14 protein-coding genes are annotated in these 17,815 nt (G+C 71.7%); 6 read left to right on the top strand and 8 right to left on the bottom strand.

Annotation, left to right across the window (positions count from 1 at the left end):
* Position 1 precedes the first annotated feature (1 nt).
* The 3 genes from ACIP6U_RS00155 to ACIP6U_RS00145 all read right to left on the bottom strand — a co-directional run bounded on the left by ACIP6U_RS00155 (position 2) and on the right by ACIP6U_RS00145 (position 3,355).
* On the bottom strand, positions 2 to 2,224 hold the full coding sequence (locus ACIP6U_RS00155; RefSeq protein WP_401710560.1) for an NHLP family bacteriocin export ABC transporter peptidase/permease/ATPase subunit: 2,223 nt from the start codon (positions 2,222 to 2,224) through the stop codon (positions 2 to 4).
* Positions 2,221 to 3,027 (bottom strand): HlyD family efflux transporter periplasmic adaptor subunit, encoded by an 807-nt coding sequence (locus ACIP6U_RS00150; protein WP_401710558.1) that lies wholly within the window; start codon positions 3,025 to 3,027, stop codon positions 2,221 to 2,223. The genes ACIP6U_RS00155 and ACIP6U_RS00150 overlap by 4 nt, the downstream gene beginning before the upstream one ends.
* 112 nt (positions 3,028 to 3,139) lie before the next feature.
* The gene (locus tag ACIP6U_RS00145; RefSeq protein WP_123996206.1) at positions 3,140 to 3,355 is read right to left on the bottom strand and encodes a type A2 lantipeptide; all 216 of its coding nucleotides are present in this window, start codon (positions 3,353 to 3,355) and stop codon (positions 3,140 to 3,142) included.
* Positions 3,356 to 4,122: 767 nt separating this feature from the next.
* Between ACIP6U_RS00145 and ACIP6U_RS00140 the strand changes: the two genes are divergently transcribed.
* On the top strand, positions 4,123 to 5,523 hold the full coding sequence (locus ACIP6U_RS00140) for a S1 family peptidase (RefSeq protein WP_401710557.1): 1,401 nt from the start codon (positions 4,123 to 4,125) through the stop codon (positions 5,521 to 5,523).
* 181 nt (positions 5,524 to 5,704) lie between these two features.
* Here the strand turns inward: ACIP6U_RS00140 and ACIP6U_RS00135 are convergent, their stop codons facing one another.
* Entirely contained in the window at positions 5,705 to 7,861 is a 2,157-nt protein-coding gene (locus ACIP6U_RS00135; RefSeq protein ID WP_401712843.1) for a SpoIIE family protein phosphatase, read from the bottom strand.
* A 188-nt stretch (positions 7,862 to 8,049) separates the two neighbouring features.
* On the opposite strand from ACIP6U_RS00135, the gene ACIP6U_RS00130 reads away from it, so the two are divergent.
* Complete coding sequence (locus ACIP6U_RS00130; protein WP_401712840.1) at positions 8,050 to 10,500, top strand: SpoIIE family protein phosphatase; 2,451 nt, start codon at positions 8,050 to 8,052, stop codon at positions 10,498 to 10,500.
* On the opposite strand, the gene ACIP6U_RS00125 is transcribed toward ACIP6U_RS00130, so the two are convergent.
* A complete protein-coding gene (locus ACIP6U_RS00125; RefSeq protein WP_401710554.1) occupies positions 10,487 to 10,966 on the bottom strand; it encodes a MarR family winged helix-turn-helix transcriptional regulator in 480 nt (159 codons plus the stop codon). The two genes, ACIP6U_RS00130 and ACIP6U_RS00125, sit on opposite strands and share 14 nt — an antisense overlap.
* 198 nt (positions 10,967 to 11,164) lie before the next feature.
* On the opposite strand from ACIP6U_RS00125, the gene ACIP6U_RS00120 reads away from it, so the two are divergent.
* The 4 genes from ACIP6U_RS00120 (at position 11,165) to ACIP6U_RS00105 (ending at position 14,426) form a co-directional block, all read left to right on the top strand.
* Positions 11,165 to 12,133, top strand: a complete 969-nt coding sequence (locus tag ACIP6U_RS00120) for an alpha/beta hydrolase (protein WP_401710551.1) — start codon at positions 11,165 to 11,167, stop codon at positions 12,131 to 12,133.
* A gap of 79 nt (positions 12,134 to 12,212) precedes the next feature.
* Positions 12,213 to 12,386, top strand: coding sequence for a hypothetical protein (locus tag ACIP6U_RS00115; protein WP_401710549.1), 174 nt, complete (start codon positions 12,213 to 12,215; stop codon positions 12,384 to 12,386).
* A gap of 99 nt (positions 12,387 to 12,485) precedes the next feature.
* On the top strand, positions 12,486 to 13,553 hold the full coding sequence (locus ACIP6U_RS00110) for a glucose-1-phosphate thymidylyltransferase (protein WP_401710546.1): 1,068 nt from the start codon (positions 12,486 to 12,488) through the stop codon (positions 13,551 to 13,553).
* Between the two features lie 69 nt (positions 13,554 to 13,622).
* Entirely contained in the window at positions 13,623 to 14,426 is an 804-nt protein-coding gene (locus ACIP6U_RS00105; protein WP_401710543.1) for a class I SAM-dependent methyltransferase, read from the top strand.
* 61 nt (positions 14,427 to 14,487) lie between these two features.
* On the opposite strand, the gene ACIP6U_RS00100 is transcribed toward ACIP6U_RS00105, so the two are convergent.
* From ACIP6U_RS00100 to ACIP6U_RS00090, 3 genes are all read right to left on the bottom strand, one after another.
* A complete protein-coding gene (locus ACIP6U_RS00100) occupies positions 14,488 to 16,440 on the bottom strand; it encodes a glycosyltransferase family 2 protein (RefSeq protein WP_401710540.1) in 1,953 nt (650 codons plus the stop codon).
* A 119-nt stretch (positions 16,441 to 16,559) separates the two neighbouring features.
* Positions 16,560 to 17,144, bottom strand: a complete 585-nt coding sequence (locus ACIP6U_RS00095; protein ID WP_401710538.1) for a hydrolase — start codon at positions 17,142 to 17,144, stop codon at positions 16,560 to 16,562.
* A 101-nt stretch (positions 17,145 to 17,245) separates the two neighbouring features.
* Positions 17,246 to 17,707, bottom strand: coding sequence for a MarR family winged helix-turn-helix transcriptional regulator (locus tag ACIP6U_RS00090; protein WP_401710535.1), 462 nt, complete (start codon positions 17,705 to 17,707; stop codon positions 17,246 to 17,248).
* Between the last annotated feature and the right edge of the window lie 108 nt (positions 17,708 to 17,815).

Below are 17,815 nucleotides of genomic sequence, written 5' to 3'. Positions count from 1 at the left end.
CTCAACGCTCCCTGACCAGCGCCGCGTAGGCGCCGCCGTGCGCCACCAGGTCCTCGTGGCGCCCGCGTTCCACGATCGTGCCGTGCTGGAGCACGACGATCTCGTCGCTGTCGCGCACGGTGCTGAGCCGGTGCGCGATCACCACACAGGCACAGCCACGCCGGCGCAGGTTGTCCATCACGGCCAGCTCGGTCTCCGCGTCCAGCGCGCTCGTCACCTCGTCGAGGACCAGGATGCTCGGCCGGCGCACCAACGCCCGGGCGATCTCCAGGCGTTGGCGCTGCCCGCCGGAGAAGTTGCGCCCGTCCTGCTCGACCCTGCTGTGGATGCCGCCGGGCCGGCGCGTCACCACGTCAAGCAGCGCCGCGTCCCGCAGCGCCTCCACCACCGCGTCGTCCGGGATCGACGGGTCCCACAGCGCCACGTTGTCGCGCACCGAGCCCTCGAACAGGAAGACCTCCTGGTCGACGAAGGAGACCGACGCCGCGAGCGCGCCGCGCGGGATGTCGTCCAGGCGCTGGTCGTCGATGCGGATCACGCCCTCCCACGGCGTGTAGAGACCCGAGATCAGCCGGGAGACCGTGGACTTGCCGCTGCCCGAGCCGCCGACGAGGGCGACCTGCTGTCCGGGGCCGACGGTCAGGTCGAAGCCGGTGAGCAGGGGCTTGTCGAGCGGGTTGTAGCCGAAGGTGATGTTCTGGAGCTCGACGTGACCCTGGAGGCGGCGCGTGGAGTCGCCGGCGCCGGGACGGTCGTAGAGCGGGTCGGCCTGGAAGTTCTCGACGTCCTTCAACCGGGCTACGTCGGCGGCGAAGTCCTGGATGCGGCCCGCGACGCCGTTCAGGCGCGTGATCGGTGCCGTGAAGCGGGTGACCAGGGACTGGAAGGCGACCAGCAGACCGACCGAGATACCGCCCTCCACGGCCCGCATGCCGCCGATCCACAGGATCAACGCGCTGTTCAGCGAGGCCAGCGTCGGCGCGACCACCCCGAGCCAGGCACTCGGCACCCCGAGCCGCTGCTGCTCCTCCAGCGTGGTGGCGTGCTGCCCGGCCCACTTGCGGAAGTACCCGTCCTCACCGCCGGTCGCCTTCATCGTCTCGATCAACTGGAGCCCGGAGTAGGCGGTGTTGGTCAGCCGCGCGCTGTCGGCCCGCAACTTCGCCGTCCGCGTCGCCCGCAGCCGGATGACCACCCGCATCGCGACGATGTTCAGCAACGCGACGCCGATCCCGAGATACGTCAACTGCGGGTCGTACGTGTAGAGGAGCACGGCGTAGAGGACGACGACCACCGCGTCCACGCCCGCCGCAGCGAGGTCGCGGGCCAGGGTCTCGGCCACCTGGTCGTTGGACTGGAGGCGTTGGACCAGGTCGGCCGGGCTGCGCTGGGCGAAGAAGGTCACCGGCAGGCGCAGCAGATGCCGCAGGAAGCGGGCGCTGGAGAGGGTGGAGGAGATGATGCGGCCGCGCAGCAGGTTCGCCTGCTGGAGCCAGGTCAGCACGATCGTGAGCAGGACGCTCGCGCCCATCGACGCGAACAGCACGCCGAGCAGCGAGGTCTGACCCCCGATCAGGAACATGTCGATGTACGTCCGGCTCAGCGCGGGCACCGCCGCGCCGACCAGCACGAGCAGCAGGCTGGCGAGGACCGCGGCCGGCATCGTGCCCGCCGTGCCGCGCAGCCGGGCCGGCATCGCGCCCAGGACACCCTGCTTGCGGCCGCCCTTGGTGAAGTCGTCGCCGGGCTCCATGACCAGCACGACCCCGGTGAAGCTGCCGTCGAAGTCCTCCATGGGGACGAACCGGCGGCCCTTGCCGGGGTCGTTGATGAAGACACCGCGGCGGCCGAAGCGGCGGCCCATGCCGTCGTAGACGACGTAGTGGTTGAACTCCCAGAAGAGGACGGCCGGGGTCTGCACCTCGGCGAGGGCGGCCGTGTCCATTTGCATGCCCTTGGCCGTCAGGCCGTAACTGCGGGCCGCCTTCAGCAGGTTGCTCGCGCGGGAACCGTCCCGGGAGACTCCGCAGGCGATGCGGAGTTCCTCCAGCGGGACGTGCCTGCCGTAGTGGCCGAGGACCATCGCGAGGGAGGCGGCCCCGCACTCGACCGCCTCCATCTGGAGCACGGTCGGTGTGCGGACGGTCTTCGCCCTGCCTTTGGGCACCGGGCGTTTGGGCGCGGTGGCGCGGCGTCTGTTCCGCGTCTCCTGTGCGGTGCTCACGGCAGCAGCCAATCGACGGGACGCTGGTCGGCCAGCCGGATCGAGCCCGAGGCCATGGTCATGGAGCTGAGGGCGAAGGGCGGTCCGTCGGCGGACGACCACTTGTAACCGCTCTTCGTGCCGGACGACTTGTCCAGCCGGACCAGCACGGCCACCGGCCTGCCCTTCTTGGTGAACTGCTCGCCCAGCTGGCTGTCCCCGAGGAACGCGCCGATCTGCTGGGCCGACTGCGCGGAGCGGTCCACCGACTTCACATGGCCGCGCAGGACTCCGTACTCCTGGGTCGGCACCGAGGAGACGGTCAGGTCGACGGCGGCGTCGGCGGGGATGGAGGCCGCGTTCTCGGCGGGCACGTACACCGTCGCGTAGAGCGGGTCGCCCGCGTGGGCGACCTTCTCGACGGCGGCGACATTGGCACCGGTCTGGATGATCTGGCCGATGGTCGCGGCGAGCGCCGTGATCCGGCCCGCGGCGACCGTACGGACGACCGTACTGCCCTCGCTGGTGCGGACCTTGAGGACGGGGGAGTCGGCCGGCAGCCGGACGCCCTCCTTCGCGAGTACCGCCGTGACCTGGCCCGCGACCGGGCTCTGGAGGATGTAACTGCCCTCCCCGTGCGTGAGGACGGCGGGCGCGCCGACCGTGGAGGCCACCGAGCCGGTCACCGCCCACACGGAGGCGGCGGCCATCGCGACCACCGTCACGGACAGCACGAGCCAGCCCTGGGGGCGGGCGAAACGCACCGGGAGGTCGAGATCCTCCGGTGACTGGAGCTTGGTGAGGGCCTGCTGGCGGAACTGCACGGGGGCTTCCCTTGATTCAGGGCGTCTGCTGATTCAGGGCGTCTGCTTCAGGGCGTCCGAGAGCCCCGGAGCCGGGTGACGGCTCCGGGGCTCGACGGCACAGAAGGTGCGATCAGAGACCGGCGACCAGGTTGGTGACCGGGGCGGTGTTCAGACCGGTCGTGGCCTCGACGGTGCCGACCACGGTGTCGACCAGGCCGGAAACGGGGACGATGCCGTCCACCAGGCCGGTGACGTTGCTGACGGCGTTCACGGAAAGGCCGCCGGAGACGTTGTCGAGCTCGGCGTCGGAGATCTCGACGGTCTGAACCTGGGGGGTGGAGTTCATGATGGAACTTCCCTTCGTATGGATATTCAGCAAGGGGGAGCGGCCCCTCTGGGGACAGATGGACGCCGCGACCGCGGACGCCGTGCGCCCGTTTCCGGGAGCCGTTGGCGGACCCTGCGGTGCGATGGATCAAAGCACGCGGCGGGTACGGGCTTCCAATCAACCAAACGTCCCACCAGGGCACTTGAGCCTCACGGGCACCATTCCGTGCAGGTGTGCGCACGCCTCCCGGGCGAGTTCTTCACATGCCTCACGGCATTGGTTCACGCGAGGACTTGCGGCCCTCGAGGCGAATGCGACACTCCCGCCCCAATGACGTGGCGGCGGCCTTTCCTGTGTGGAGAACCTCCGCCCACGGTGACTTGGTTGGGTAGTCGATGTGCAGATTCACTGAAGCCGGGATTCCGCTCCGTGATCGGAACGGACTGTTGTCGATCGGTCGCTGATCGTGTCGGCAAGGCGTCGTGAGTCGCCGGTGAGCCGTCGGCGCGCACCGCTTCGATCAGGACATCCGCATCGGTCACCGCAGCGTGGACATGGTGTGGATGCGGCATGGACAGGGCGTGGTGGCGGCGGGAAGCGCTTGCCCGTCGCGCCGGCGGGTCAGGCGCGGGTCATGGCTGATTCGGCGTAGGGCAAAGCGAGTTGGCAAACGGAATTGAACGCACCGGACGGCACGTGCGTACCAACAGCCAACCAGGCGCCCCGAACAGAACAGCTGCCGAACGGCGGCACCCACACTCCGGTCCCCCAGGAGGTCGAGTAGTTTGAGTCACAAGCGAATTCCGAAGCGCAAGGTCGCGATCGCGGCAGGCAGCGTCGTGGCGCTCGGCGCGGCCGCAATACTGCTGCCGAACGCCAATGCGTCGCAGGACAATTCGTCCGACGCGGCCCCCAAGACCCTGAAGGCGACCGACGCCTCGGATCTCGCCTCACAGCTCCAGGATCTGCTCGGTCAGGCCTTCGCCGGTTCGTACTACGACTCCGGCAGCCAGCAGTTGGTCGTCAACGTCATATCCGGCGAAAACAACAACGTGATAGTCCAGGCCGAAAAGGCGGGCGCGAAGGTCCGCGAGGTCGACAACAGCCTCGCCGAGCTGAAGACCGGCGCGCAGACCCTGAAGACCGACGCGACCATCCCGGGCACCGCCTGGGCGCTCGACGCGCGCACCAACAAGATCGTGGTCACCGCCGACAGCACGGTCACCGGCGCGAAGTGGAACCAGCTGGAGTCCACGGTCCAGGGCCTCGGCGCGGACATGGCGACGCTGAAGAAGTCGGCCGGCACCTTCAAGCCCTTCGTCTCGGGCGGCGACGCGATCTTCTCCCAGGTCGAAGGCGGCACCGTCCGCTGCTCCCTCGGCTTCAACGTCACCGCGAGCGACGGCGCGCCGGCCTTCCTGACGGCCGGTCACTGCGGTGTGGCGGCGAAGCAGTGGTCCGACTCCGAGACCGGTGAGCCCATCGCCACCGTCGACCAGGCCACCTTCCCGGGCGAGGGCGACTTCTCCCTGGTGAAGTACGACGACCCGGCCACCGTGGCGCCGAGCGAGGTCAACGTCGGCGGCGGCCAGATCGTCCAGATCGTCCAGGCCGAGGAGGCCACGGTCGGCACGCAGGTCTTCCGGATGGGCAGCACCACCGGTCTGAAGGACGGCACGATCACCGGACTGGACGCCACGGTCAACTTCCAGAGCGAGACGGACCCGAGCGGCGTCGACACCGTCACCGGGCTCATCCAGACCGACGTCTGCGCGGAGGCGGGCGACAGCGGCGGCTCCCTGTTCACGCAGGACGGCGGCGCGGTCGGCCTCACCTCCGGTGGCAGCGGCGACTGCACCGTCGGCGGCGAGACCTTCTTCCAGCCGGTGACCACCGCCCTCGCGGCGACGGGCGCGACGCTCGGCGACGCGGGTGCCGGTGACGCCGGTGCGGGTGACGCGGGTGCGGGTGACGCCGGTGCCGGTGACGAAGGCGCCGTCGACCCGAGTGCGAGCGCGGGTGACGAGGGCGTCGGTGGCGAGGAGATCGGCGGCGAGGCGGTCGACCCCTCCGCGACGGCGGGCGAGGAGCAGCAGGGCGCCGGCGACGACCTGAACGGGACGGGCCAGGAGGACCAGACCGGCAACGGCGCGGACGACGGCTCGCAGCTCACCGGCTCCCACTAGCCGCAGCAACAGCTCAATCAGGCACCCCTGACCGAGGGCCATCCATCGGGCCCCACCCCGTTGGCCCTCGGCTCGGGTTCCCCCCACGCAGACCCACTGTCGGTCGGCTCATCGTCCCGGTCGGCGGTGGACGGTCCGGCCCTCCGGCGGGAGGGCCGGACCGCATTCATGTGTCCGTCCTTCATGGGCCCGTCGGAGGCGCCCTCAGCAACAGCAGCGCCACGTCGTCCACCCGCTCCCGGGCCGCCGTGCTGTGCCGTACGAGGTGGTCGGCCAGCTGCTCCAGCGGCAGGTCGCCCGAGGACGTGAGCAGTTCGCCCAGGTCGGCCAGCGCGTCCTCGATGTCGACGCCCGGGGACTCGATCAGACCGTCGGTGTAGAGGACGAGCACGGAACCGGGGGCCAGGTCGACCTCCGTCGTCGGGTAGGTGGCCGCCTCGTCGATGCCGAGCAGCGGACCGCCGGCCAGGTCGAGGACCCGTACCCGTCCGTCCGGTCGGCGCAGCAGCGGCGGCGGATGGCCCGCGCGTGCCATCACCGCACGCCCCCGCGCCGGATCCAGCCGCAGATAGAGACAGCTGGCGAAGAGGTCCGCGCCCAGGTCGATCAGCAGCCGGTTGGTGCTGCGCATGACGTCCTCGGGCGCCTGCCCGACCGTGGTGTACGCCCGTACGGCGGTACGGATCTGGCCCATGAGGCCCGCCGCGGTCACGTTGTGCCCCTGCACGTCCCCGATCACGGCCGCCGCCACCCCGTGCGAGGGCACCAGGTCGTAGAAGTCGCCGCCGATCTCCATGCCCTGGGTGGCGGGCAGATAGCGCGCGGCGGCCTCGATGCCGGGCAGCGTCGGCAGGGTGCTCGGCAGCAGTGCCTCCTGCAGCCCGTGCGCGAGCTGGTGCTTGGCGTCGTAGAGCTGGGCGCGCTCCAGGGCCTGGGCGACGAGGCCGCCCAGACTCGTCAGCACGGCCCGCTCGTCCGCGGGGAACGGGTGCCGCTCGGTGTAGGCGAGCACGCAGGTGCCCACCGGCCGACCGGAGGCGATCAGGGGCAGGTACGCCCAGGCGGCGAAACCGTCGGGGGAGTCCAGCCGCCCCGGATAGAGGCGCTCCAGTTCCCCGCGTGAGTCGAAGAACGCCGGTACACCCGTGGTGAGCACGTGCGTGCCCGGCGTCCGCTCGGCCAGCGGCAGCCCGTCGAACCGTTCCACGACGTGCGCGTCCGGATAGCCGCGGTGCCCCAGCACATGCAGCCGCCCCGCCCGCGAACCCAGCACGACCAGGGCCTGGCTGCCCACGGCCGGCGCGATCTCGTCCGCGACCAGCTGCACCACGTCCTGCACCCCCACCGCCTCGGTGAGCGCGCCCGCCAGGCTGAGCACCTGGGAGATGGTGACCAGCCGGGGCGCGGCGTCACCCGGCTGCGGCCCGGCCCGGCTCATCTCCGCCACCGGCCGCGCCCTGGTGATCCGTACGCTCAGCCCGGTCGTGCTGGGATGCAGCCGGAACGACAGCCAGTCGCCCGGCGGACGCAGCGCCATGAACGAGGTGGTGTGCTGGCTGAGCAGCGCGGCCCGGTAACGGTCCTCGTACACCGGGTCGTTGAGCCAGGGCACCGACGCCCACAGCTGGGTGCCCAGCAGTGTGCTGACCGGGACGCCGATGAGTTCGGCGGCGGCCGCGTTGGCGAAGCTGATCCGGCCGTGCAGATCCAGCGAGCACAGCCCGTAGGGCAGCCGGGCCACCATCCGGGCCGCCTCCAGCGTGCCGAGTGTCCCCGCCGCGCCCGCCGGCGGGGGAGTGGCCAGCAGATCGTGCTCCGGGAACACCGGACGGTTCTCCTCGACGGCCCGTTCCAGCCGCACCGCGAGCCGGTCGCAGGCGGCGGTCAGATGGCCCCGCTCCCGGTCGGACAGCTCCGGCGGATGGGAACCGGGCCAGGTCACGAACACCGCGCCGTACGCCGTCGACCGCGTCGCCACCGGCAGCGCGGCCAGCGCGAAGGGGTACGGCAGCACCACCGCGATGCGCGGATAGCTGCGCGCCATGTCCTCCTCGCCGCCCACCCAGACCAGCCGCCGCTCCCGCACCGCCTGCGCGACCGGGATCGGCGCGCTCAGCCCGACCCGCTCCCACGGCGCCGCGAACGCCCGGGGCAGCCCCGCCATCACCGACATCTCCAGTACGGGCTCGTCGGCGGCCAGCAGATACACCGCGCCGGAGTGCGCGTGCACCTCGTCCATCATCGAGGCCAGCGCCAGGGACAGCAGCGGCCGGCCCACCCGCGCCCTCGCGGTCGCCGGCGACTGTGCGGACGTATGCCCGTCGGACACGCCGACCACCTCCTCGCACGGCCGCGCGACGGGTCCCAGGGACAAATCTGCCTCCCCCGGGCCGGACGCGCACGGCGAGCGGAGCGGCGCGGAGAACCGCCGCAGGTTCGGTACGTATCGGGCGGACCGGCCCTTCGGCCTCCATGGAACGTCCACAGGGGCTGCGCAGGGGCCGCATACGCGCTGTAATGACGGACGTGGTCAGTGAGGGCGCTGCGGGACGCGGAACGAGAACGTTGCGTGCCGAAAGCGCCCTGAAAGCGCTCACGTCCGAACCGACATCGCTCGATCGGGTGCGCCGCGTCCTGGAACAGGCGCTCGTCTTCGCGGGCGCCTCGCTCGCCGCCTTCTACACCCCCGCGCAGGACGGCGACGTGCTGTGCCTGGTCGAGTCGGCCGGCGTACCGCGGACCCTGTTCGGACTGCGCGACGGCTACCTCCTCACGGGCGGCTCCCCGGTGGCCGACGCCCACCGCACCGGGAACGCGGTGTGGCTGGGGCCGAAGGAGCTGTCGGGGAGCGCGGAGTCACGCCGCACGTCCGCGCGGGACTTCTTCCTGGCCGTGCTGCCCGCGCGCGGGGACGCCGGCCGCGGCTGTCTGGTGGCGGTGAGTGAACGCCCCGAGGGGTTCGACACCGACGACCGCAAGTCTCTTGAGCTGATCGCCGACGCCGTGTCCTGCCCGGCCGCGGACCGGGCCGCGGAGGGCGGGGAGCTGCCGGCCAACGCGTTCGGCCTCGCCATGGACACCGGACGCGTCGAGGTCGGCGACGAGATCCTCGACCTGTTCGGCCTCACCCGCGACGACTTCGACGGCAAGGTCGAGACCCTGCTCGGTCTCGCGGTCCCCGAGGACCTGCCCTCGCTGATGTCGGTGGTCGAGGCCGACCACATGTCCATCGGTGACCGTGAGCTGGAGTTCCGGGTGCTCCAGCCCTCGGGGCCGCCGAAGTGGCTCAGACTGAGCGGGCGCCTGGTGCCGGGCGGCGAGGGGCGGCCGGCCCGGCTGGTGGGGACCGTCGCCGACGCCTCGAAACTGCGCTCCGACGTCACCGACGTGGCCCGCGTGCAGCGCCTTGCCGCCGCCCTCGCCACCGCGGGCACGGTGCGGGACGTCAGCCAGGCCGTGGTCTCCGCGCTGCGCAAGCCGCTGCACGCCGACCGGATCGCGCTCGCCGAGCTGGAGAACGAGCGGCTCGTCGTCATCGTCCTCGACCCGCCCGAGCCGGAGTCCTGGCCCGAGCTGTGGCGTCTGGAGTGGCGCTCGGAGTGGCCGGACGCGCCCGTTCGGAGCATGCCCACCCTCGCCGCCGCCCTGCGCGAGGGCCGCGCCCGGATCTGGCCGGCCGGCAGTGACCTGGAGCCCGCGCTCGCCGAGGTCGGCCCCGGCGGCCTGGCCGTCCTGCCGCTGCCCGCCGGGGGCCGCATGGCCGGCGCCTGCCTTATCGGCTGGGACGCCCCGCACGACTTCGGCACCGACGAACGTGCCCTGCTCACCGCCTCGGCGGGCCTCGCGGGCCAGGCCCTGCTGCGGGCGCACGCCTTCGACGCGGAGCACGAACTCGTCGGCATGCTCCAGCGCCAGCTGCTCCCGCGCCGCCTGCCGACCCTGCCCGGCGCGGCCGCCGTCGCCCGCTACCTGCCCACCACGGCGGGCCTGGAGGTCGGCGGCGACTGGTACGACGTGATCCCGCTGCCCGACAACCACGTCGCCCTCGTCATCGGCGACGTCCAGGGGCACAACGCGGGCGCCGCCACCCTGATGAGCCAGATGCGCACCGCCCTGCGCGCGTACGCCGTCGAGGGGCACCCGCCGGACGTCGTGGTCTCCCACGCCAACCGCCTCCTGATGGACCTGGAGACGGACCTCTTCGCCACCTGCTGCTATGTCGACGTCGACATGGAGGAGGGCTTCGCCTGGTACGTCCGCGCCGGACACCTCCCGCCGGTGCTGCGTCACCCGGACGGCGGTATCGAGATCCCCGACGTCGAGGGCGGCCCGCCGCTCGGCGTGGTCGCGCAGGCCGACTTCCCGATGAGCCCGCTGCGCCTCCAGCCCGGCACCGTCATCGCGCTGACCACGGACGGCCTCGTCGAGTCCTCCGACGCCGACATCGACGAGGGCCTCGACCGGCTCGCGCACGAGCTCTCCGCCGCCGACCCCGCCCACCTCGACCTCGTCGCCGACGCCCTGCTCGTGGGCGCCCGCCGCAGCGACGACGTGGCCCTGCTCCTGCTGCGCTACGACGGCATGACCCTGCGCCCGCTGCGCGAGACCTGGACGGTGTGGCGGGTGCCCGAGGCCGTCGGCCACGCCCGCCGCTTCACCCGGCGCGCGCTGCGCGGCTGGGGCGTGCCGCGGGACGACATGGACGCGGCCCTGCTCGTCGTCTCGGAGCTGGTCACCAACGCCCTCGTGCACACCGACGGCCGGGTCCGCCTCGACCTCACCCTGCTCGGCGACCGGCTGCGCGTGGCCGTCGCCGACTCCTCGCCCCGCACCCCGGTCAAGCCGACGAGCATCGGCTGGGAGGCCACCGGCGGGCGCGGCATCCTCCTCGTCGAGGCCATGTCGGGAACCTGGGGGACCGTGCCCGTCAGCGGAGGCAAGCAGGTGTGGGCCGAACTCTCGGTCAGCCGTTCGTGACGTTGGCCGTGATCAACCGCAGCAACTGCTTGGCCAGGACGTCCTGTTCGGGCGTGAGACCCATGGCGTCGCCGATGGCGAGCGGGACCGTCGCAGCGCGGTCCCGCAGGGCGGCGCCCGCCTCGGTGAGCCGGATGGCGACCGAGCGCTCGTCCTCCGCGCGGCGCTCCCGGCGCACAAGACCGCTCGCCTCCAGCCGCTTCAGCAGCGGCGACAGGGTGCTGGACTCCAGCTGGAGCGAGGCCCCGAGGTCCCGTACGGAGATCGAGTCCCGCTCCCAGAGCACGAGCATGACCAGGTACTGCGGGTAGGTCAGGCCGAGCTCGTCCAGGAGCGGGCGGTAGCGCGCGGTGACGGCGCGGGAGGCGGCGTACAGGGCGAAGCAGAGCTGGTCGTCCAGGAGCAGCGATCCCTGGCTCGGCTCCACGCCCAGCTCCACGCTCGGCTCCACTGAGGCTTGGCTCACGGCACGGCTCCCGGTTGCTGTCCTGTTCACGACGGTCACCACCCTAGTCACCACCCTAACGGTCAGGTCTGTCCGATTCTATCGTGCCCTAATGAGTTGCGCGCGACTAACTCGAGGGCTACTGTCCACGGCGTGCGGCACCACCGGCTCCCGCACCTCCGCCGGAGCCGTCGCGGCACCCGTACCGAGGAGGCAGTCATGACCGACAGCACCGCACCCCGCCCCGTCCTCGAACCCGCCGCCCAGGCCTTCGTCGAGGCCACGGCGAACCCGCCGTACCTGTTCGACCTGGCGCCCGCCGAGGGCCGCAAGGCGGTCGACGAGGTCCAGTCCGGCGACATCGAGAAGCCCGCCGTGGACGAGGAGTGGATCACCGTCGAGGGCGGCCCCACCGGCCAGGTCCGCGCCCGGATCGTCAAGCCAGCGGGTACCACCGCCACCCTTCCGGTGATCCTTTACATCCACGGCGCCGGCTGGGTCTTCGGCAACGCCCACACCCACGACCGGCTGGTGCGCGAACTCGCCGTCGGCGCCGGTGCGGCGGTCGTCTTCCCCGAGTACGACCTCTCGCCCGAGGCCCGCTACCCGGTGGCGATCGAGCAGAACTACGCCGTGGCCCGCTGGATCGTCGAGCAGGGCGCGGGCAAGGGCCTCGACGCCTCCCGGCTGGCCGTCGCCGGCGACTCGGTCGGCGGGAACATGACCGCCGCGCTGACCTTGATGGCCAAGGAGCGCGGTGACGTCCCGCTGGTCCAGCAGGTGCTGTTCTACCCGGTCACCGACGCGAGCTTCGACACCGCCTCCTACCACCAGTTCGCCACCGGCTACTTCCTGCGACGCGACGGCATGCAGTGGTTCTGGGACCAGTACACGACCGACGAGAGCGAGCGCGCACAGATCACGGCATCGCCGCTGCGCGCCACCACCGAGCAGCTCACCGGTCTGCCGCCGGCCCTGGTCATCACCGGCGAGGCCGACGTCCTGCGCGACGAGGGCGAGGCCTACGCGGCCAAGCTGCGCGAGGCGGGCGTGCCGGTCGTCGCGGTCCGCTACCAGGGGATCATTCACGACTTCGTGATGCTCAACGCCCTGCGCGGGACCCACGTCGCCGGAGCGGCCATCGCGCAGGCCGTCGCCACCCTGCGTACCGCGCTCGGCACCGCCTGACCGAAGGGGCGTTTGTCCCCGGCACCGCCGGGGACCCGTCCCGGAGCAGTCAACGGATGCAGAGAAGAGATGAACCGCGGTGACCTCGCCCCTCAGTGACAAACCCGTCGTCCGCCGGCCCCGCACCGGCTGGTCCAAGGCCCGCCGCCCGCTCGGCGCGGTCCGCACCTGTCTGCCCGCCGTCGAGGAGCGGGTCGGACCATACGTGGTGCCCGTGGGGCCGGAGTGGAACATCGTGCGCGGCGAGGACTGAGCGTCACCTGGAGTCCACCGGGCCGCCATGCCTGATTCGTGACCATCGAGCGTCACCGTCCCCCGTCACACCCGGACGATCGAGGCTAAGGTGAAGCAGATGAAGGCTCTTGTGCTGTCCGGCGGAGCCGGTACACGCCTGCGGCCGATCACGCACACTTCGGCGAAGCAGCTCGTGCCCGTGGCCAACAAGGCCGTGCTCTTCTACGGACTGGAATCGATCGCCGCGGCCGGCATCACCGAGGTCGGCGTCATCGTCGGGGACACCGCCGCCGAGATCGAGGAAGCCGTCGGCGACGGCTCCAAGTTCGGGCTGCGGGTCACCTACATCCCGCAGGAACGGCCGCTCGGGCTGGCCCACGCGGTGCTGATCGCGCGGGACTGGCTCGGCGACGACGACTTCGTGATGTATCTGGGCGACAACTTCATCGTCGGCGGCATCAGCGCCCTCGTCGGCGAGTTCCGGCGCGACCGCCCCGCCGCCCAGATCCTGCTCACCCAGGTCGCGGACGCCCGCGCCTTCGGCGTCGCCGAACTCGACGCCACGGGCCAGGTCGTCGGCCTGGAGGAGAAGCCCGAACACCCCAAGAGCGACTTCGCCCTCGTCGGCGTCTATCTGTTCACCCCCGTCGTCCATGACGCGGTGCGCGCCATCCGCCCGTCCTGGCGAGGGGAGTTGGAGATCACCCACGCCCTCCAGCACCTGATCGACACGGGCGCCGACGTACGCAGCACGGTCATCCAGGGCTACTGGAAGGACACCGGCAATGTCACCGACATGCTGGAGGTCAACCGGACCGTCCTGGAGACCCTCGAACCCCGCACCGACGGGGAGGTCGACGAGGAGTCCGAACTCATCGGACGGGTGGTCGTCGAGGAGGGGGCGCGGATCGTGCGCTCCCGGATCGTCGGACCCGTCCTGATCGGCGCCGGCACGGTCGTCGAGGACTCCTACGTCGGCCCGTTCACCTCGGTCGCCGAGAACTGCGGCATCACCGACAGCGAGCTCGAGTTCTCCATTGTGCTGCGCGACTCCTCGATCCGCGGCGTGGGCCGCATCGAGAACTCCCTGATCGGCCGGCACGTGGAGGTCACTCCGGCCCCCAGCGTGCCCAGCGCCCACCGGTTCGTCCTCGGCGACCACAGCAAGGTGCAGATCCATTCATGACCGTTGTCGCCGACGGCCGCGCCGCCACCATGCACGGAGCAATGCCACACATCCGCTAGGAGTCCCTTCGTGAATCGCCATGAGTTCCTCCGGGAACTGCACAAGGCCACCGCCAACCGCAACTACCTGGAGATCGGGGTCAACGACGGACGCAGCCTCGCGCTGTCACGCGTCCCGAGCATCGCGATCGACCCCGCGTTCAAGGTGGTCACGGAGGTGCGGAACGACGTCCACCTGGTGAAGGCCACCAGCGACGACTTCTTCAAGCGCAACAACCCGCTGGCCCACCTGCGCAGCGGCCGCCACCCCCTGCGCAACCTGCGCCGGGGCCGTAAACCCTTCGGCTACTGGCGGCGCACCACCCTCGACCTGTCCTTCATCGACGGCATGCACCTCTTCGAGTACGCGCTGCGGGACTTCATCAACGTCGAGAAGCACTCCGACTGGGCCAGCGTCATCGTCTTCGACGACATGCTGCCGCGCAGTATCGACGAGGCCGCCCGGGACCGGCACACCAAGTACTGGACCGGTGACGTCTACAAGGTCGTCGAGATCCTCAACCGTTACCGCCCGGACCTGGTGACCGTCCTCGTCGACACCCAGCCCACCGGCCAGCTGGTCGTCTTCGGTGCCGACCACACCAACACCGTGCTCAGCGACAAGTACGACGAGATCATCGCCGAGTTCGAGGTGCCCGACCCGCAGAAGGTGCCCGAGGCGATCCTTGAGCGCGTGCAGGCGGTCCAGCCCGAGACGCTGACCCGCGCGGACTTCTGGCGCCCGCTGGTACGGGCCCGCAACCTCGGCCTCGGCCGCTCCCGGGGCTGGAAGCCGCTGAGCTCCGCCCTGGGTCAGATCACCGGCGGTCGCTGACCCTTTCGCCCCGCGCAGGACGCGCCCCTTCGGGAGAGCGGTCGGCCTGCGCGGGGCGCGGTCATGTTCCCCGGTTCGCGTCCGCGGATGCCTTACGGCCGATGGTGACGGCGAGCAAGCGCCGTACCCGGCGGGCGAGTTGACGTACGACGCCGGGTCGGGGCGGCCGTACGACCTCGACCGAACCGGCCGCGGCGCGCAGGGCGAGCGGCAGCGGCAGGAAGCGCGGCTCGTCGGCGTCGGGGGTCAGGCACAGCGCGGCACGCCAGGTGGCGCCGTCGAGTCGGTCGACCGGCAAAGCGGTTTCCAGGACGGCCCCGTCGGCGGCCGGGGCGAGCGTGCCCGGTGTCTCCACCGAGGCGTCGGAGGACGTGAGCTTCAGCCGGACGCGGGTTCCGGCGGGGGTGTACAGCGGCAGCGGCACGCGCAGTCGGCCGGCCGAGGCGTCGGTGTCCTCCGGGCTCAGTCCGTGCAGGCCGAGCCGCTTGACCGCCCGGTCGACGTCGAGCGAGAGAGTGCCGTGCCGGTCCGTCCAGTACGGCAGCACCACACGGTCGGCCACCACCCCGGCCGACGTCGCCGCCCGGGCCTTGCGCGGGCCGGGACCGACCCGGCTCTCCTTGGTCCAACCGCCCAGCCTGATCCGGGCGTAGGTGTCCCACAGCCCGCCGTGCAGCGGGGCGCCGCCCGCCGCGGTGGCCGCGTCGACGGTGACCACCCCGCGCAGCACCAGCCGGACCCGCCCGCTGTCCTCGACCGGCACGATCTCCCGGGTGACCTCGATGGGCTGGAAGTACTGGGCGCCGGTGGCCCGTTCACGCAGCAGCAGATCCGCGCTCGCCCGGCCGAACCGGCTCACCGCCCCGGCCCCCACCCTCGCGATCGCGTCGGCGACATCACGGGGCGGCTCGTCCGGCCTCGTGCGCACACTGCCGCCGGGATACGTCAACGACGTACCGTCCGCCGTGAGTTCGGCGGCGAAGTCGAACCGCAGCAGACCGTCCCGCCACTCGACGCGATCGGGCGCCGCCGCCAGTTCGACACCGGCCTCCCACTCCGCGAACGCCGTCACGTCGTCGAGCCGGTTCGCGGCGACCAGCGCGGCGACGACCTGCTGGGTCGGCTGGAGCCCGGCGGCGACACCCGGCCCGAAGCGCTCCACGACGACCTGGCGGATCTCCTCGAAGAGCTTCCTGCGGTGGTCCTCCGGCAGGGCGAGCAGGCGCCGGCCGCGCAGCCGGTCCACCATCTCCACCCGCAGCCAGCGCCGGTAGAGCCGGTCGCGCACCGGGCCCGGTTCGGTGTACCGCTCGACGACGTCCAGCGCCTCGCGGAGGTTCTTGTAGTAGCCGGCCGGGTCGAAGGGCTGGACGCCCGCCTTGGAGTGGTCGTCGCGCCTGCTGTGGTAGTAGCAGACGTAGTCGCCGATCACGGAGACGTTGGCCGCGCGCAGATAGGCCTCGGTCACGAAGACGTGGTCGTCCACGCGGCGCCGGCCCTCCGGGAACCGTAGGCCGATGTCGTCGAGGAACGCCCTGCGGTACATCTTGTGCGGGGTGAGGCTGTCGATGAGCGGGGCGTCCGCGACGCTCGCGCGCGGCAGGTTGCGGCGGAACAGCTCCACCGGCACCGGCCGCCCCCGCGCGGCCATCTTGCCCACGACCACGTCGGCGCGATTGGCCACCCCGTACCCGTACATGCGCTCCAGGGCCTCGTCGCCGAGGACGTCGTCGTGGTCGACGAACATCACGTACGTGCCGCGGGCGGCGGCGATGCCGACGTTACGGGGCTTGCCGGACCAGCCGGAGTTGTCCTGGTGGACGACCCGGACCCGGGGGTCCGCGGCGGCGAGCGCGTCGAGCCGGGCCGGGGTGGCGTCGGTGGAGCCGTCGTCGACGAAGATCACTTCGTAGGCGTCGGGCGGCAGGGACTGCTTGAGCACTGAGGCGATGCAATCGCCGATGCGGGCCCCCGGGTTGTGGACGGGGACGATGACGCTGACCTTGACCGGCATCGGGCTTCCGAGCCCCCTCGGGTCGCTCGCCGTACGGTTGGTGCGGGTGGCCAGATGCTAACCCGGGAGAGGGCCTCGTCCCCCTCGCACCTTCCTGTCGGGACGGTGACTTCGCGGCGTCAGTCGTGTGTCTTGGCGAGGAGTTCCAGGATCTCCGCCGTGCTGCCCCGCTCACCCAGACGCGGGAAGATCCGCTCGATGCTGTTGTCGTGCGCCTCGCTGCTCAGGTCGCTCATCGCGTCGGTGGCCAGCGTGACGTGGTAGCCGTGCTCGTAGGCGGCGCGGGCGGTGGACTCGACGCCGATGCTGGTGGCGATGCCCGTCAGCACGATCTGGGTGACACCGCGCCGGCGCAGCTGGACGTCGAGGTCGGTGCCGTGGAAGGCGCCCCAGTTGCGCTTGGTCACGGTGATGTCGCCCGCGTGGCCCGCGAGTTCACCGACGATCCGGTCCCAGCCCTCGGGCGGAGACCCGGTCCGTCCGGTGGCCTCGGTGCGCCCGGAGGGGGCGTCCGCGCCGTCGGCGGCGAAGGAGACCCGGACCAGGACCACGGGCAGACCCCGGTCACGGAAGGCGTCGGCGAGCGCGACCGCGCGGGCCACGACCTCTTCGCCGGAGTACGGCTGGGTGGGCGCGCCGACTATGCCGGCCTGGAGATCGATCACGACGAGGGCGGTACGCGGGTCGAGGGCGGTGACGGTCATGGACGTGCCTTTCGGGAGAGTGCGGTGGTGCTGGGGGAGAGGGTGAGTGCGTTCGGGTCCGGGCCCTGCCGGACGACTGCGACAAGGCCCTGCCAGGCCCGCTACTCCTGCGTCAGCCGTTCCAGCAGAGCCAGCCCCTCCAGGAGCTTGCTCCGCTCGGCCTCGGTGAACCGGTCCTGGAGGGCCCGGGCCAGCCACTCCTCGCGCGCCTGCTGATCGCCGTCGACGCGCCGGCGCCCGGCGTCGGTCAGGGTGACGAGCTGACGGCGGCCGTCGTCGGGGTCCTGGGTGCGCCGGATCAACCCCTGCCGGTCGAGCGCGGCGAGCGTGGTCGCCATCGACTGCGGACGCACGCCCTCGGCCGTGGCGAGCGCACTGGCCGTGGCGGCGCCCTGTTTGGCGACCAGGGTGAGCGCGGACACCTGGGGCGGCGTGAGCTCGTCGTTCTCCGCGACCACCCTGATCCGGCGGCGCAGCCGGCTGAACACCACCCGCAGGTCGCGCGCGGCCCGGGCCGCCGAGTCGGAAATGCCGGCGGGCGGGTCGGTGGCCGATGCGTTCATGGGCCCACCGTAAGACCGTGATCCGGAAACTGTCCAGCCCAGACTGAACAGTTTCAACTGTAGACCTTGTCGAGCGCAGACCTCCGTCGAGCGCAGACCTCCGTCGAG

The organism is Streptomyces sp. NPDC088794, assembly GCF_044750545.1.
In the GTDB taxonomy this organism is placed as follows: domain Bacteria; phylum Actinomycetota; class Actinomycetes; order Streptomycetales; family Streptomycetaceae; genus Streptomyces.
Note: the sequence above shows the minus strand (reverse complement) of the source record. Positions and strands in the feature narration are given on the sequence as shown.

What these genes read in the sequence shown, in the direction of transcription:
- ACIP6U_RS00145 (WP_123996206.1), bottom strand. Translation starts at nt 3,355, where the DNA reads ATGAACTCCACCCCCCAGGTTCAGACCGTCGAGATCTCCGACGCCGAG.
- ACIP6U_RS00120 (WP_401710551.1), top strand. Translation starts at nt 11,165, where the DNA reads ATGACCGACAGCACCGCACCCCGCCCCGTCCTCGAACCCGCCGCCCAG.
- ACIP6U_RS00110 (WP_401710546.1), top strand. Translation starts at nt 12,486, where the DNA reads ATGAAGGCTCTTGTGCTGTCCGGCGGAGCCGGTACACGCCTGCGGCCG.
- ACIP6U_RS00100 (WP_401710540.1), bottom strand. Translation starts at nt 16,440, where the DNA reads ATGCCGGTCAAGGTCAGCGTCATCGTCCCCGTCCACAACCCGGGGGCC.
- ACIP6U_RS00095 (WP_401710538.1), bottom strand. Translation starts at nt 17,144, where the DNA reads ATGACCGTCACCGCCCTCGACCCGCGTACCGCCCTCGTCGTGATCGAT.
- ACIP6U_RS00090 (WP_401710535.1), bottom strand. Translation starts at nt 17,707, where the DNA reads ATGAACGCATCGGCCACCGACCCGCCCGCCGGCATTTCCGACTCGGCG.